The organism is Cohnella abietis (assembly GCF_004295585.1).
Taxonomy (GTDB): Bacteria; Bacillota; Bacilli; order Paenibacillales; family Paenibacillaceae; genus Cohnella; species Cohnella abietis.
This window is the reverse complement of record NZ_AP019400.1, coordinates 127880-143312: the sequence shown is the minus strand read 5'-3', so window position 1 is coordinate 143312 and position 15433 is coordinate 127880. Positions and strand designations below refer to the sequence as shown.

General features: G+C 46.6%; 11 protein-coding genes. 4 read left to right on the top strand and 7 right to left on the bottom strand.

From position 1 onward, the window contains the following. Nucleotides 1–17: 17 nt before the first annotated feature. The gene (locus KCTCHS21_RS00630; protein ID WP_130604653.1) at nucleotides 18–1046 is read left to right on the top strand and encodes an ABC transporter substrate-binding protein; all 1029 of its coding nucleotides are present in this window, start codon (nucleotides 18–20) and stop codon (nucleotides 1044–1046) included. 133 nt (nucleotides 1047–1179) lie between these two features. Continuing rightward, a complete protein-coding gene (locus KCTCHS21_RS00625) occupies nucleotides 1180–2799 on the top strand; it encodes a helix-turn-helix domain-containing protein (protein WP_130604652.1) in 1620 nt (539 codons plus the stop codon). A gap of 131 nt (nucleotides 2800–2930) precedes the next feature. On the opposite strand, the gene KCTCHS21_RS00620 is transcribed toward KCTCHS21_RS00625, so the two are convergent. The 4 genes from KCTCHS21_RS00620 to KCTCHS21_RS00605 form a co-directional block, all read right to left on the bottom strand. Next, nucleotides 2931–4271 carry an LLM class flavin-dependent oxidoreductase gene (locus KCTCHS21_RS00620; RefSeq protein ID WP_130616278.1) on the bottom strand — a complete coding sequence of 447 codons (1341 nt, stop codon included), beginning with the start codon at nucleotides 4269–4271 and terminating at the stop codon, nucleotides 2931–2933. A 65-nt stretch (nucleotides 4272–4336) separates the two neighbouring features. Beyond that, the gene (locus KCTCHS21_RS00615) at nucleotides 4337–5167 is read right to left on the bottom strand and encodes a carbohydrate ABC transporter permease (RefSeq protein WP_130604651.1); all 831 of its coding nucleotides are present in this window, start codon (nucleotides 5165–5167) and stop codon (nucleotides 4337–4339) included. A gap of 1 nt (nucleotide 5168) precedes the next feature. Continuing rightward, nucleotides 5169–6104 carry a carbohydrate ABC transporter permease gene (locus KCTCHS21_RS00610; protein WP_130604650.1) on the bottom strand — a complete coding sequence of 312 codons (936 nt, stop codon included), beginning with the start codon at nucleotides 6102–6104 and terminating at the stop codon, nucleotides 5169–5171. A 62-nt stretch (nucleotides 6105–6166) separates the two neighbouring features. Then, the gene (locus tag KCTCHS21_RS00605) at nucleotides 6167–7669 is read right to left on the bottom strand and encodes an ABC transporter substrate-binding protein (RefSeq protein WP_130604649.1); all 1503 of its coding nucleotides are present in this window, start codon (nucleotides 7667–7669) and stop codon (nucleotides 6167–6169) included. A 200-nt stretch (nucleotides 7670–7869) separates the two neighbouring features. Here KCTCHS21_RS00605 and KCTCHS21_RS00600 point away from each other — a divergent pair, with 200 nt between their 5' ends. After that, complete coding sequence (locus tag KCTCHS21_RS00600; protein ID WP_130604648.1) at nucleotides 7870–9669, top strand: sensor histidine kinase; 1800 nt, start codon at nucleotides 7870–7872, stop codon at nucleotides 9667–9669. On the opposite strand, the gene KCTCHS21_RS00595 is transcribed toward KCTCHS21_RS00600, so the two are convergent. Continuing rightward, entirely contained in the window at nucleotides 9666–10994 is a 1329-nt protein-coding gene (locus tag KCTCHS21_RS00595; RefSeq protein WP_162309236.1) for a helix-turn-helix domain-containing protein, read from the bottom strand. The genes KCTCHS21_RS00600 and KCTCHS21_RS00595 overlap by 4 nt on opposite strands. A 228-nt stretch (nucleotides 10995–11222) precedes the next feature. Between KCTCHS21_RS00595 and KCTCHS21_RS00590 the strand changes: the two genes are divergently transcribed. Next, the gene (locus tag KCTCHS21_RS00590; RefSeq protein ID WP_130604646.1) at nucleotides 11223–11642 is read left to right on the top strand and encodes a DUF4395 domain-containing protein; all 420 of its coding nucleotides are present in this window, start codon (nucleotides 11223–11225) and stop codon (nucleotides 11640–11642) included. An 84-nt stretch (nucleotides 11643–11726) separates the two neighbouring features. Here KCTCHS21_RS00590 and cysI read toward each other — a convergent pair whose 3' ends face one another. Both cysI and KCTCHS21_RS00580 read right to left on the bottom strand, forming a co-directional pair. After that, complete coding sequence (gene cysI, locus KCTCHS21_RS00585; protein ID WP_130604645.1) at nucleotides 11727–13442, bottom strand: assimilatory sulfite reductase (NADPH) hemoprotein subunit; 1716 nt, start codon at nucleotides 13440–13442, stop codon at nucleotides 11727–11729. Between the two features lie 37 nt (nucleotides 13443–13479). After that, nucleotides 13480–15321: an assimilatory sulfite reductase (NADPH) flavoprotein subunit gene (locus tag KCTCHS21_RS00580; protein ID WP_130616277.1), complete on the bottom strand. Its 1842-nt coding sequence runs from the start codon at nucleotides 15319–15321 to the stop codon at nucleotides 13480–13482. Nucleotides 15322–15433 lie beyond the last annotated feature (112 nt).

Here is a 15433-nt window from a genome sequence, read left to right as displayed (position 1 = left end):
ATAAGGGAGTTTGAACCATGCCTGCAATTAGAAAGTTATCTAGCATCACCGTCATAGCTCTGTTCATGCTTGCCATTCTTAGCGCTTGTGGGAATGACAACAGCTCCAATAGCGGAGGCACTGCTTCCGCGCCAAGCACAATCGAGCCCTCGGCTACAGTACCCTCTTCTCCATCTTCTGAAGCACAGGTACCGGAACCCACCACACGTACTGTGAGCACACTCAAGGGAGATGTTGAAATCCCTACACACCCCAAGCGAATTGTTGCGCTGTACTATCATCATCTGCTACTAGCTTTGGGAGAAAAACCGGTTGGTGCTAATCTTACTTGGTGGGGCGGAAGTCCATACTTAAGCGAAGCGGAAGCCTCAATCATTGATGTCGGGGGTCCTCCTTCTCTAGAAGCTGTGGCACAGTTGGATCCGGACCTCATCATCATGAATGACAATAACGCAGAAGACTACGAGCAATTTGCCAAAATCGCTCCCTCCGTCCTCATTCCTTATGATGGCAATCGAAGCGCGTATGGTGATGCCGAGCTCATCGCTGAACTGCTAGGCAAGCCAGAAGCTGCGAAGAAGCTGGCTGCTGATTTCGAGGAGCATGCAGCTGCTGCCCGAGCTAAACTGGATGGTATCATTAACCCGAAGGCCAAAGTGGCTATCATTCGTATTGACGCTAACGGTGGGCAGTTCAGCGTATTCGGGGATAATTACGGACGGGGCGGTTGGTCTATCTATAAAGGTCTACAGCTACAATACCCAGATAAAGTCAAGGAAGCTGTTATCGACAGTGGCAAACAAATCTTGCAAGAGTTGTCCTTAGAGCAACTGCCCGACTTTGTAGCGGACGCCGATTACATTCTAGTATCCAACGAAGGTCTTGGGCTTGATGCCATAAAGAACAACTCCATTTGGAAAAGTATCCCTGCAGTCAAAGCCAATCATGCTATTGAGCTAGACGGCAAGCAATATTTTTACTTCGACCCTATATCAGTTTCCGGACAATTGGATCATATTGTGGATATGTTCCTGAACATCAAATAAAATAAACACTATTACAAACAAAGCCGCCCATTTCAGGCGGTTTTGTTGCTGATTGGAGAGGAATTATGTAAAATAGAGCCATTCCACCAACCGATAATGATTCTCATCCATTCCCGAAGGGATCTGTGTACCCATGAGCCGTTTGTCGTTAACTTCCCCCTACTGTCTGTTTCTCTTGTCTGAGATTGCTGACATTCATCTAAGCTCTGACGACAAACCGGATATGCTACATACCCATACCTATACTCTCATTGCAGTAACCCAAGGCAACGGTAGCGCTATCGTTGACGGCCAGCGGCGCAGACTGCTCTTAGGCAGCTGCTTCATGATCCCACCACATACCATACTAGTAACCGCGGCAGAGAGCGGAAATAAGCTGCGCATGTATCGACTCGCTTTTCAGGTGATACCGGTTGAAAGCGATGCCGTACCTCTAGGAAATACTGAGCAAGGCCTTCCCCTGTATAGCGAGCTGAGCACACAGCCCTTCGGCCAACTTAAAGCTATGCTCAGAGAATTACATCGCCATCAGAACGCAACTGATGAGCTCACGCGATTCAAACAACAGATTCGTCTACAAGAAATTTTGTATGAGCTGTACCGTCAGAACGACACTCAAGATCTTCAAATTCAATCTAAGGAAGCTGTCAGACGATCCATCGATCTCCTGCATCAAGAAGGGGGAGCCCAAACGAGCGTTAATCTTCTGGCGCGGCAAGCTAACATTGGTGTACGACAATATACTTACTTGTTCAAGCAATTAACTGGACAAAGCCCACTTGACTACATAACCGAGCTAAAAATTAATCACGCCAAGAGACTTCTTCTTATATCCAACGATAGCCTTCAGCAAGTTGCACACTATACAGGCTTCAAAGATGTCTATTATTTCAGTCGGCGATTCAAGCAAATTGTCGGTCAATCTCCCAAGCAATATGTGAGCAACACCCGAAGGGAAATTCGAATTGTTGCGTTCTATTATGCAAATGTCCTAATATCCATTGGCATGCTGCCGATCGCTGCAAATTTAACTTGGTGGGGTGGAAGTTATTTTCTGCGAGAACAAGAGGAAAAGATCGAGGACATTGGCAGCACGCTGTCTTTGGAGGCTATCTCAAAGCTAATGCCCGATCTCATCATCATGAATGATAGCAATCTTGACGACTATGCTTCATTATCCAAAATCGCTCCGACAGTAATGATCCCTTACGATAGCCGTCGTAATATATATGAGGATACTCGGTTAATTGGGGAGTTGGTTAATAAGCCGCATGCTGCTAATGAGCTGCAATCACGTTTCGAGCAGCTCGCGCTAGAGGCAAGAAGACGGTTGAGCAGTATCGTCAGCCTTCAACCTATGGCCGCTATCGTGCGGTTTGAGCGGGAAGGTAGTCGCTTCTCGATATTCGGAGACAATTATGGCAGAAGCGGATGGCCCATCTACCACGGATTGCAATTCCGCATTCCCGAGTCGATTCAGGAGCAATTAATGGATAGCGGCATACAGATCCTTCAGGATATACCACTAGAGAAGCTTCCTACTTATACAGAAAACGCTGATTTCCTTTTCATTATCGATGAAGAAGAAGGCACAAAATATATAGCTGAAAATCCCATTTGGATCAATCTCCCCGCCGTGAAGCAAGGCCGGGTATATGTCTTAGACTTTGAAAGGTTCTCTTATTTTGACCCCCTTTCCATTGAAGGACAGTTGGAGCTGCTCACTCAAATGCTTCTAGGAGAGCATAAATAACCCGAGAACACACCAGCTCCCGGGTTATTGATTTGTTTATTTAGCTCTCATGTTCGACTACTTGTTTCACCCCAGTTGTAATCGGCTCGGAATGCAGCGTTACGTTACCGAATTTGTGACTTGAAATTAAGCTATTCGGTCACCCTAGAAACTGCTTGGACTCTCTGATTTTCTGGTCTAGACAAACCAAGATGTTCACGTAGTGTTCTACCAGTGTACTCCGTCCGGAATAAACCCCTTTGCTGCAGTTCAGGAATAACTAAATCTACAAAATCATTCAAACCCCCCGGCAAGTATGGCGGCATCACATTAAATCCATCCGCAGCTCCTTCTCTGAACCAATATTCCAATTGATCCGCAATTTGGCTGGGCGAACCCTTAATACTCCAATGCCCTCTCGCTCCTGCTATCTTCTCATAGAACTGTCGAATGGTCAGATTCTCTCTACCTGAGATTCCCTTCATTACCTCGATCCGACTTTTGATACCATTGTTGTTGGAACTGTCCGGGAATATTCCAGGAAACGGATCATCTATCGAGTATCCGGATAGATCAATTCCTGTCAGCCCGGAAAGAAAGGCTACGCCGAGCTTTGGCAGCACTAATTCGTTCATTAGCGCCTCTTTTTCGTTCGCTTCCTCTTCCGTCCTACCCACAATTGGGTAAACCCCGGGCATAATCTTGAATTCTTCCGGTGAACGGCCATATTTCGCTAGGCGTCCCTTCATGTCCGAGTAGTACTCTCTCGCCTCCTCGAACGTATGGCAGGCCGCGAATACAGCCTCCGCCGACCGGGCGGCCAATTCCCTTCCAGCCTCAGAGGTCCCGGCCTGTATCATAACGGGATAACCTTGCGGAGGACGAGCGATATTAAGCGGACCCTTGACAGAGAACCATTTTCCTTGGTAATCCAAGGGTTGGATTTTATCGGCATCCGAGAAAATTCCCGTTTTTTTGTCTATAACAAGCGCATCATCTTCGTAGGTATCCCATAATCCCTTGACCACCTCCATGAATTCCGCCGCTCTAAGGTAACGTTCTTCATGAAGCATTAGATTACCCTGACCAAAGTTATGCGCCTCCGCCGACATGCTCGATGTTACCACGTTCCATCCGACGCGCCCTCCACTCAGATGATCGATCGACGCTAGCTTGCGGGCAACATGAAATGGTTCATTAAACGTCGTAGACAGAGTAGCTGCAAGACCGATTTTTTCCGTCACCGTGCTTAGAGCAGATAGCAAAGTAGTTGGTTCGAACGAAGTGTACCGGGCAAGATGCCGCCCGATCTCACTGTTGCCTGCTCCCTTCAATTCATCACCGATGAATATCATGTCGAACTTCCCTCGTTCCGCGGTCTGAGCAAGCTCCTTCATAAAATCGAAGCTCAGAACTTTTTCCGCTGACGCCTCCGGATGCCTCCACCCACCCAGATGATGCCCGGGGATTAAAAAGAAAGCTCCTAAATTCATTTGTCTCTGCTGCAATTTCTCTCATCCTTTCTAATAAATAGCTGCCGCATTCGCATTTGCCGTCCTCAGCCTTTTACTGATCCAGACACGCCTTCAATGAAGTAACGCTGAAATAAGACGAACAAAATTAGGATAGGAATAAGAGCGATCGTGGCTCCCGCCGCGGTTCCCGTATAATCGGGTCTCAAATTATCGGCGAAATTGTACATGCCTACGGCCAACGTTCGAATGCTCGGTTTTCCTAGCGTAAAGATCAGCGGCGTGAAGAACGAGTTCCATGTATAAATGGCTTGAACGATCGCCACCGTCGCAATAATAGGCTTGGATAGAGGTAGCATAATCTGCGCGAAGCTTCTGACAAAGCCGCAGCCGTCGATCTCCGCCGCCTCTTCCAGCTCCTTAGGAATTTTGCTGAAATAAGTGGTAAACAAAAGAATGAATATCGTATGTGCGCCCGAGGATTCCACCAAGATAAGGCCGGGCATTGAATTTAGCAATCCGAGCGACTTGATTAATAAATACACGGGAATGATCGTGTACCCTTTGGGGATGAACATCGTGGCGACGATGACACCAATAAAAGCTTTTCGCCCAATAAAATCGACTCTGCCTAAAGCGTATCCCGTCAAAGCGCAAAAGACGATAACGATGATCACAACAGATATGGTCAAGACGATCGTATTGCCGAAGTAATCTGAGAATTGTCCTACATTCCATGCCCTCGCGTAATTGTGCCATTGCGCCTTCTCTGGCAGCAGAGCAACTCGTGAAGTAAAAAATTCGTTTTCACTTTTGAGGGATGAGAAGAGCGTCCAGATAAAAGGGAAAATCCATAAGATTCCGATGCCTAGCAACAAAAAGTGAACGACGAATTGTAACCACCGATTAGTTTTCATCTTACCGCAGCCCTTTTTGTGTCGAATTTAGCTTTCTAACTGCTCGAATAAGTAAGCCCAATACCCCTGCAATGACAGACACAGATAGACCAAAAGAAACCCCAGCCGCGGACCCGTATCCGATGCGAGGAAGCCCAAACATCGAGAAAGCCGCTTTATAAATATATAAATCTACCGTCTGCGTAGCGAAGAAAGGTCCGCCGCCGGTCAAAGTCATGACCAAATCGAACGCGTTAAAGCTGTGGAGGACATTTAACAATAAAATGACGAGCGCCGATGGAATTAGAAGAGGGATTGTGATGTACCTAAGCCCGTTCCAGAAACCAGCGCCATCCACTTTGGCGGCATCGTAAATTTCCGCAGGCAGCGATTGCAGTACCGCCAGCCAATAGACTAGGCACATTCCGAAAAACAACCATGAGCCGACGAGAATCAAGATAACCATAGCCGTTCCGGACTGAAGCAACCATGGAATTGGCTGATCGATTAAACCGAGCGCAAGTAATATATTATTGAAGGTAGCTTTGTCATTGCCAAAAATCATCCGCATTATAATGCCGACAATGGCCGTCGTGGAGATAACGGGAATAAAGTAGATGGTTCGGTAGAAGACGACCCCCTTAATTCGCTTGCTGTTTAGCAGCAGAGCCATTAAAAACGAAGTCGGCATGACGAGCGCCACGTTGCTGACCATATAGATAAAGCTGTTCCGATACGATTTCCAGAACAACGGGTCCTCAAATAATTGCCGATAGTTTCCTAGACCCACGTATCGTGTAATCGGTCCAATCCCACTCCAATCGTACAGCGTGTACACGTAGCTCATCACGATGGGGTATACGGTAAAAGCTAGAAAAAATACAACCTGTGGGAAAATAAATAGATAAGCCCAAAGCTGGCGTGACGACGTCCTACTGATCCGGTATTTGAATGTCATGTCCTGTACTCCTTAACCAAAAAGGAGAGCGGAGCTCTCCCCATTAGTCTGTCTTATCTTCCTTATTTGTCGTAAGGCTGCGGCGGCGTCCAGTCTGGATACACATAATCCGACTGACTGACGGTTTTGCCACTGGAGTTGACCGAAGCGATAACGTCTTTGAAAACCTTGTTGTACTGTTTGTTCAGGCTATCCAGTTCCCCAGGCAGATCCTTGATTTGCCCCGTCAGATAAGCTTTGAAGATATCGTCCCATGTCGTTGTCGGCCTTTTAGAGACGAACTCCGTATCCACATCGATCGTATTGATATTTCTGTTCGCCGGAATGGGAACTTTGATATACGCACCATCTCGAAGCGACATACTTTGGTTAAAGAGGTCAAAGTCTGACTTCACCGTTTCGTTTATTTGTTGGATCGGAGAAGTATTCATCCCCTTCTTGATCAGAGCCGGATAGTATTGATCCTGAAAGTATTGCAAGAACAGCTTGATTTCTTCAAAATGCTTTGAGCTGTTGGATACATATACGCCAACCTCCGTTTTTCCCTGATTCGCGATATACCCTGACTTACCGTTCTTCGTCGGGACGTTAGTGATTCCGTACGCATCGTTATTCTCATGAGGGAAGGTTTGTACGTTCTCCGTATTCTCGAAAATAAACCCTAGCTTATTTTCCCAGAACAGCGCCCGAGTCTCACCAGGCAAGTACAGCAAGCTATTCGTATCCACGACCTTCTCATCGTATAGGCGCTTAAAGAATTGAATCGTTTCCTCGAGCCCTTTTCCAAACTCGATCTCGCCTTTCTGGTAATTGAAGAAAATATCGGACGTCGGCGCAGTGTCTTCCGGACTAATTGCCGACACCATTTGAATAATTCCCCGTCCGGTCACCCACGAAGCCTTCCCGGGAAAAGCCGCTCCGAGCACGCCCGGATTGTTATCCATGACCTTCTTGCTTATATCGATGAACTGATCCCATGATAATTGATTAGGAACTTCGGTAATGCCGGCATTGCCAAGCAACTTTTTATTATAAAATACGACGGCGGAGTAGTTGCGGATGTCCGTTGTCGGAATGCTGTAGGTTTTGCCGTTAAGCGTTGTTGAGCCTTCCGTCCATACGCCAGGAACGTATTGTTCTCTTTTATCTGGGGTAATGAAATCATCCAGGGTCCGAACAACATCCTGATCGACAAGTAGCTTCAACGGCAAAGTCGGTGTGCTTATAAACATATCCGGAGTTTCCTTGGCGGCAATAGCTGCCTGTAGCCCCGTGCCATACTGTTCAGGCGGCAGGAAATTATACTTTATCGTGATCCAAGGATATTCTTTCTCAAACTCCTCAACAATCTTAACAAATGTGTCTTTGTAAGAGCCTCCCTGATAATGCCAGAACTGAAGGGAAACGGGGTCATGCTTTTCTTCGCTTTGAGCGGAAGCCGTCGGGCTGGAAGCTTCGCTCTCCGTGGACAGGCTTGCAGTGTTATTGGACTCAGATTTGCCGCAACCCGCTAGCAGGAATACCGCCATAACCGTCATCGTCATAAGTAAATAAATTTTCTTCATTTCTCTTCTCCTCCGAGTCTCTATCCAAATTAATAGTATTCCTGTAGAATAAGTATGATTTAGTGCAACGATAAACCTACTTCTCTATCAGAATCACCCTATGAGTCATAATAACACCTTTCATTTATAAGCCAATGTACGAATCTTTTAACCGTATGTATGAAACTTTTAGCCGAACGCACAGCAGGAGAGTGATCTAGATGATAAGCGTTAGACGATTTCTATCTTCGTTATCCATTAAGAAACGGCTGTTTCTAATCTTAACGCTGCTGTCATTGGTCCCGCTTATTCTAGTTAGCTACACCGCCCAGTATTTCATGCTGCGTTCGACCACCGACTATCTGAATCATCTAACCGAGCAACTCATTATGGATCAGGCCGAGAAGACGAACGTTTACTTGCAAGAGCTTGAACAAAACCTCAATATCATCATCAACGATTATCGATTCCAGAAATTCGTGAATACGCCATTAAAGGACGATCCCAATCATTCCACCTATATTAACTACGTTCAACCTCGGCTAGCTCATGTATTAAATACTAAAAAAGAGATTGCCACCCTTCTTTACTTGGATTCAACAGGAAAAGTCTATCATCTGTCGAGGGCAATCACGGATGGCATTTACTACGATTATACTTTTCGTGAAGATCAGGTTTACGAGAAGGTTTTTCAGACCCGTGTCCCGGAGCTCTTCCCGCCCCATCCTCAATCTTATGCCTTGAACAACGGAAAGAGGGTCGTGTCCTATGTTAAACCGATCGTCAGTTTTAACCCTCCTTCGGTCAACGCATGGATCGTCGTCGAGCTAAACGAATCTGCGCTTACACAAATTACACAGCCCATTACGTCCGAAGCGACCAACTTGATTGCCTTTGTCGAACGCGGCACGAAGCAGACTATCATGCAGCCGGATATGCCCGACATTCTGATCGATTCCGTCAAAAATCATTTTGATCTCACTAACCCAGGCTTCAAGCAATCGACTCTAATCGAAAACGGACAATCCTTCCTAGTGACCAAGCAATCGTTGGCGATCAACAATTGGGATCTGGTTGGGCTGACCCCGCTAGATAAATTCCGGAAAGGAGTAGGAGCAACCCGGATCACAACCCTCGTTATCGGCACTGCTAGCTTTATTCTCATTCTAATCTGCTCGTACTTTCTTGTGCACGCCATACTAAGGCCCTTATTCGCCCTTAAGAAGGGAATGGTTTTGCTCGGTTCAGGCATCTTCTCTAAAGTGATCTATCCCATAGATAATGAAGTCGGTTTTCTGATAACAACCTATAACGGAATGTTGGATAATCTGCAAAAGCTGGAGAAAGAGGTGTGGCACGCTACAGTACGGGAGAAGGAAAAGGAGCTCCTGCAGCTGCAAGCTCAGACGAACCCTCATTTTCTATTTAACGCGTTGGAGGCTATCGAAGCTATTGCTCTTTCTAAAGATCGGGAAGCATTAGGAGAGCTTATTCAGTGTGTCTCTCGCATGCTGCGCCGCAATATCGATCACGAGAGCTGTTTTGCTCCGTTGAAGGAAGAGATCGACTATATCCGGGATTTCCTGAATGTTCAGCATTATAAAATCAATCGGACCTTTCGAATGAACTTAAATATCGAGGAGAGTATCTTAACGGTACAGACGCTTAAATTCACATTGCAGCCCTTGGTGGAAAATGCCATCAAGCATGGCATTCTTAGATCGCCGCAGAACGGCGCCTTTGCAATTCGTATCGATGCCCGTCGGAGAGGGAATTGGATAAGAATGAAGGTATGGAACAACGGGGCCCACATTAGTCCCGAAACCATGAAGCAACTGACCGAATTGCTCCACTCCGGTGGCGAAGAGAAGAGCCCGTATTTTCACCAACACACGGGCTTGTTTAACCTTTATCGTCGCTTAGCTCTTACCTATGACAATCGTTTTAGAATGAAAATGATAAGCTCACAATCATCCGACACGGAGATGACTCTCTTGCTACCGCTGAGGATTGATAACTAATGCCCGTTGCGATAATCTCGCGGCGTTCGTCCGAACCTTTTTTTGAACAATAAGCTGAAATAACGAAAATCGGAATACCCCGTTTCTTCGGCAATCTCTTGAATGCTTTTGTTTGTTTCAAGAAGCAATTTCCGAGCCTGATTCATTTTCTTTTCGGCGACCATATTCTGAAAGCTGCTTCCCGTTTCTTCCTTGATCAATCGACTTAACGTAACCGGATGGACCCGCAGCTTGTCCGCTACCGACTCGAGACTGAGCTCTGAGTAAGGAAGCTCGTCAATCCAATTGATCGCCCTGTCAGCCAGCTTCGCGGGAGGTTGGCGATTCAATAACGAATGCTGCACAAACCTTTCCTCGATCGCGCTCCTTAGACGATCCCATGAATCGTAGCCTTTGACCCACTGGACGGCCAGCGTTATCGAGCTGCCATCAAGAGCATAGATTAGAAGCGCGCATTCTTCACGTAAATGATGGAGCGTTAAAGCACCCACGTGCTCCAGCCACATGCCGAAGAGCGAATCTGTCGATTCGGCGGTCTTCAGTCCTGACCTAACTATGGGTAGGAGCTGATTACGCAGATTTCTAACTTCAGTCAGGGAATACCCTTGTTCCCTACGAATTCGCCTAGTGGTATCCTGTAACGACTCTTTGAAGAAATGCAGCGATTCCCATCTGACTAACGCATGGTGCACGTAATCCGTAAACTCGGTCCCTTCGAAAAAAATAGCTTGAGAAGCTTCTGACCCGCGAACGACTGCACCGACGTGTACATCAGCTACCTTAAATCCGAACACGAGATTGGGATCAAGCTCGTCCATGACCCCTTCGTCGAATACAACCGTTTTCGGTACGCTAGGATCAAACCATGCGCTTGCATCGCGTATGATCGTCTCTTCTATTTCCACGCCAAGCTGCTGCAGCCTTCGCTTATGAATCTCTAGCTCTCCTAATAAAGACTGATTCATCATCTGCTGAGCTTTCTCTGTCAATCGTTTAAGCTGAACGCGATCCACAGGTTTAAGCAAATAATCCATTGCCCCGAGCTGCAAAGCCTTCTGCGCATATTCGAATTTCCCGTGACCCGTTAAGATGACAAACTGAGTGAGAGGCCGTATTCTCTTCATCTGAACGAGAATTTCTAAGCCGCTCATCTCAGGCATTTCAATATCGAGCAACACCATGTCTGGTTTGATGATTTGAATAGACTCGAACGCAAGTCGGCCATATCCCGCATCATAAACTTCCAATGGGATCGGCAATTCTTTAATTTTGCTCAGAATACTCGCCCGGACAGTCTCTTCATCCTCGATCACGCAGACCTTCATGGCGCTCATCCTCTCATATGCCGTTTCTTAATATTCAACAAGGACAATCGTTAATAACATTGTTAACCAATGAGTTTACTATGTATTAGCGATCCTAGCACTGTCTCGTTCTCCGTGTCAAGAAACAAGTCAGACTCCTTTTGGCATATTTACGATTTCTATTGCTCTATTTTCCCAAACGGTTTACAATAAAACATACTAAACCTATAGACATTGGAGGTTAAATGTATGCGTGAAGTACCTATGCGTTATGTAAAAGCGAATCAGACCGGAATTGTGTTGTTCGTCGTTCTCTCTTTTTTCTTTCAGCAGTCTTGGATATTAGCGGCACTGTGGATTATTCAAGTAGTAGGGTTGGCTTCGGGAGGAAAATTTAACTTGTTCGTGCTTATTGCGAAGCTTGTACTGAAAGGGAAAGGCGAGGAAACGCAATCGGCTGAGCTTCAGCGCTTCAATAATACGCTCGCTGTTTTGTTTCTAACCCTGGCTCTTGTCTCATTGGCTTTCGGATGGCAAATTGTTGGTTATGTGTTCTCAGCTTTCCTGCTTACTGCTGCAAGCGCGGCACTGCTCGGTTATTGCATTGGATGCACGGTATACTTCTGGTACAAGCAATTCCGTGCTGGCAGAAGAATCGGTCAGCATTAATTGCTACGTAAAGTAGAAAAATGCAAAAAAAGTCTTCAAGTCCACGATTGAAAAGTGGCTTGAAGACTTTTTTAATCCATAAGCTTACGAATGAAAATCCAATCCCGAACGAACCTCTTGGATATGGCCGGCACGAATAACGAAATCACCGAAGTGCTCGCCCTCCCACCGCTCCTTCGCATATTGATTCACAATAGGTTTAAGAGACTCTAGAATTTCCGCCTCACCAATGTTTTCCTTGTACAGCTTGTTCAAGCGATTTCCTGCAAAGCCGCCCCCCAAATACATGTTGTATTTACCAGGTGCTTTTCCGATGAATGCGATCTCTGCAAGCGATGGACGAGCGCATCCGTTAGGACAGCCTGTCATACGAATGACAATCTCCTCATCACGTAAGCCCGCTTCCTCAAGTATAGGCTCTACCTTATCGAGTAAATCCGGAAGGTAACGCTCCGATTCAGCCATCGCCATCCCACAGGTTGGAAATGCTACGCAGGCCATCGAGCTTCTTCGCAAGGCAGAATATTGACCACCATCCGTTAAGCCATGCGCTTGAATCAGACCCTCGATCTTCTTCTTTTTCTGACTGCTTATGTTACCGATAATTAGGTTTTGGTTCGCAGTAAGACGGAAATCCCCATTGTGTATCTTAGCGATTTCTCTTAGCCCCGTCATCAGCTGGTAGCTGCCCTCGTCTTTAATGCGGCCGTTCTGGATAAACAGGGTGAAATGCCATTTGCCATTGCTACCCTTCACCCAGCCATAACGATCACCGTTGCTGTCAAACTGGAAAGGACGAGTTTCTTCAAGCTTCCATCCTAATCGTGCGTTCAGTTCATTCTTAAACCATTCAATGCCGCGATCATCGATCGTATATTTAAACCGGGCATGCTTACGGACTGCACGATCACCATAATCCCTCTGGATCGTGACCGTTTTCTCTGCCACGTCGATAGTCTGCTCAGGCGTACAGAATCCAATGATTTGGCCTACTTGAGGATATGTTTTCGTGTCGCCGTGCGTCATCCCCATGCCTCCGCCTACAGAGACATTAAAGCCCTTCAAGCGTCCTTCTTCAACTATGGCAATAAAGCCTAAGTCTTGGGAGTATACATCGACATCATTGGAAGGAGGGATGGCCACTCCAATCTTAAACTTACGAGGTAAATAAACGTGGCCATATATCGGCTCTTGCTCTTCCCCGCTGTCCACTATCTTCTCGCCATCAAGCCAAATCTCGTGATAGGCTCTTGTATGTGGATCTAAATGGGTGCTCACTCGGCTAGCCCACTCATATACCTCAGCATGAACGTCCGATTGATGCGGGTTCGGGTTACACATAACGTTGCGGTTTACATCACCACAAGCAGCTAGCGTGCTTAGCATAGCATCGTTCACTTCTCGAATCGTCTGCTTCAAGTTCCACTTAATTACACCATGCAGCTGGAAGGACTGACGAGTAGTCAGCCTAATCGTGCCGCTACCGTATTTCTGTGCCACGCTGTCCATCATCAACCATTGATCAGGCGTAACAACTCCACCAGCAGCACGAACGCGTAGCATGAACTGATAAGCGGGCTCTAGCTTCTGTTTTTTCCGTTCGTTACGTAGATCCCGGTCATCCTGCATGTAGCTGCCATGAAATTTCATTAAGCGGTTTTCATCTTCGGGTATGGACGCAGTAATTACACCTTTAAGAACCTCTTCTAAAGTTCCCCGCAGGTAGTTCGTTCGGCGTTTAATATCCTCTACATCGCTATGCGGTGCACTATTTGAAGATAGTAGATTATTATCTGACATTTAGCTTTACTCCTCTCGCAATCTTAGGGATATGGGTTTAGTAAACATCCCGCTGATAACGTTTCTGCTGTTGCATAAGGGTCAACTGCTCCGCCGCTTCCTCTGGGCTTAAGCCGCCCTCTTGCTGGAGGATCGTTGCCAGAGCTGCGTGGACATCATGTGCCATCTTCTTCTCGTCGCCACAGACATACACGACAGCGCCTTCCTGAATCCACTTGTAGAGCTCCTTGCTCTTCTCAAGCATACGGTGCTGTACATATACTTTCTTATCCGTATCGCGTGAGAAAGCGACATCCATGTTTGTCAGCACGCCATCCTTAAGCCAGCGCTGCCATTCTGTTTGATACAGGAAGTCTGTAGAGAAATGCTGATCTCCGTAGAACAGCCAAGACTTCCCTTCGGCTGCCGTTTCTTCCCGTTCTCCTATGAAAGCTCTGAACGGAGCAACACCCGTACCTGGCCCAATCATAATAATAGGCGTGCTCGGATTCTCAGGAAGCTTAAAATTCGCGTTATGCTGAATATAAACCGGCAGCTTCTCACCCGATTGTACTCGCTCAGCAAGCTGAACAGAGCAGACACCATAGCGATCTCGACCATGTGCCTCGTAACGAACTGTACGGACCGTAACGTGTACTTCATCTGGGAAAGCCTTCGAGCTGCTTGCTATTGAGTAAAGGCGAGCAGGCAATTTTCTAAGGATAGATACAAATTCAGATGCAGACACGCCCTTAAGCGAGTAATCCTGTACCAAGTCCAATAAATCCCGTTCTCCTAAATATGCCTTAAGCTCTTGTTCACGTCCTGCTTCAAGTAGCTCTTTGAGCCCATTACTTGTAGCAAAGTTTGCCGCCACTTGTGTCAGCAAAGGCTTAGTTAGTACCGTAATCTCATAATGACGAAGCAATGCCTCTCGTAAAGGTAGCTTATCGCCATTCTTATTAATCGTAATGACCTCAGCTGCGTTCCAGCCCAGCGCTACGATTAATTCGTCCACAAGGCGCGGATCGTTCTCTGGATAGATGCCCAAGCTATCGCCTGGTTCATATTGAAGGTTAGAGCCCTCAAGAGATATCTCAATATGACGGGTTTCTCTATCTGATCCACGACCGTTTAGATTTAAATTCTCTAGAATCTCTGCTGGAAATGGATTCGTTCTTGAGTATTCTGATTCGGCCCCTGCTTGTGCCTCTACACTAACTCCAGCTACGCTCCCTGAAGCCGATGATGCCACACTCAGAGAGCTTATTACCGCATTCATCCACTCAGCCGCTGGCTCATCAAAGTCTACGTCACAGTCAACACGCGGAGTAAGTCTATTGCCGCCTAGCTCCTCTAGACGCTTGTCGAAATCCTTACCTGTCTGGCAGAAGAACTCGTAAGACGTATCTCCTAATGCCAGCACGGAAAATTTCAGTTTTTCTAACTGAGGCGCTCTCTTGCTATGAATAAACTCGTAGAAAGGAATCGCATTATCAGGCGCCTCTCCTTCTCCGTGAGTGCTCACCAGAACAAGTAGATTTTCGACATTTTTCAAGGTATTAGGCTTAAAATCGCCCATCGAGGAAAGTGTAACCTGAAAACCGGATTCCTCCAGCTTTTTCGACATCTTCTTGGCGAGCCCGTTGCAATTACCTGTCTGCGATCCGACGAGTACTGTTACCTCCTTGGAGACAGCTGCTGCTGCAATAGGTGCCACGGTCGTTTCTACAGTCGTTATTGGAGCAACACCCTGTGCCACCGTATTGTTAGCTCCAAGTAGAGCCGTAAGATACCCGCTTAGCCAAATTCGTTGTCCATCTGTTAACGTAGGCAGCAGTTGATTGAGCAATTGTACTTGCTCCTGATTGAAAGGACTATTCGACACTTGAAGCTCCAACGATATTCCACCCCACATAACATGCAATGATAGTAAAACCCAGTATTCTTGTCTCATTAATTGTCTACTCTCTTGAACCTATCACAGCTAAGGGAAAGGGTCAATTAGAATG

Bases quoted from the DNA above. Each gene is read 5' to 3' on its own strand.
- KCTCHS21_RS00615 (WP_130604651.1), bottom strand. From the start codon at position 5,167: ATGAAAACTAATCGGTGGTTACAATTCGTCGTTCACTTTTTGTTGCTA.
- KCTCHS21_RS00630 (WP_130604653.1), top strand. From the start codon at position 18: ATGCCTGCAATTAGAAAGTTATCTAGCATCACCGTCATAGCTCTGTTC.
- cysI (WP_130604645.1), bottom strand. From the start codon at position 13,442: ATGTCAGATAATAATCTACTATCTTCAAATAGTGCACCGCATAGCGAT.
- KCTCHS21_RS00600 (WP_130604648.1), top strand. From the start codon at position 7,870: ATGATAAGCGTTAGACGATTTCTATCTTCGTTATCCATTAAGAAACGG.
- KCTCHS21_RS00610 (WP_130604650.1), bottom strand. From the start codon at position 6,104: ATGACATTCAAATACCGGATCAGTAGGACGTCGTCACGCCAGCTTTGG.
- KCTCHS21_RS00595 (WP_162309236.1), bottom strand. From the start codon at position 10,994: ATGAAGGTCTGCGTGATCGAGGATGAAGAGACTGTCCGGGCGAGTATT.
- KCTCHS21_RS00620 (WP_130616278.1), bottom strand. From the start codon at position 4,271: ATGAATTTAGGAGCTTTCTTTTTAATCCCCGGGCATCATCTGGGTGGG.
- KCTCHS21_RS00625 (WP_130604652.1), top strand. From the start codon at position 1,180: ATGAGCCGTTTGTCGTTAACTTCCCCCTACTGTCTGTTTCTCTTGTCT.
- KCTCHS21_RS00590 (WP_130604646.1), top strand. From the start codon at position 11,223: ATGCGTGAAGTACCTATGCGTTATGTAAAAGCGAATCAGACCGGAATT.
- KCTCHS21_RS00605 (WP_130604649.1), bottom strand. From the start codon at position 7,669: ATGAAGAAAATTTATTTACTTATGACGATGACGGTTATGGCGGTATTC.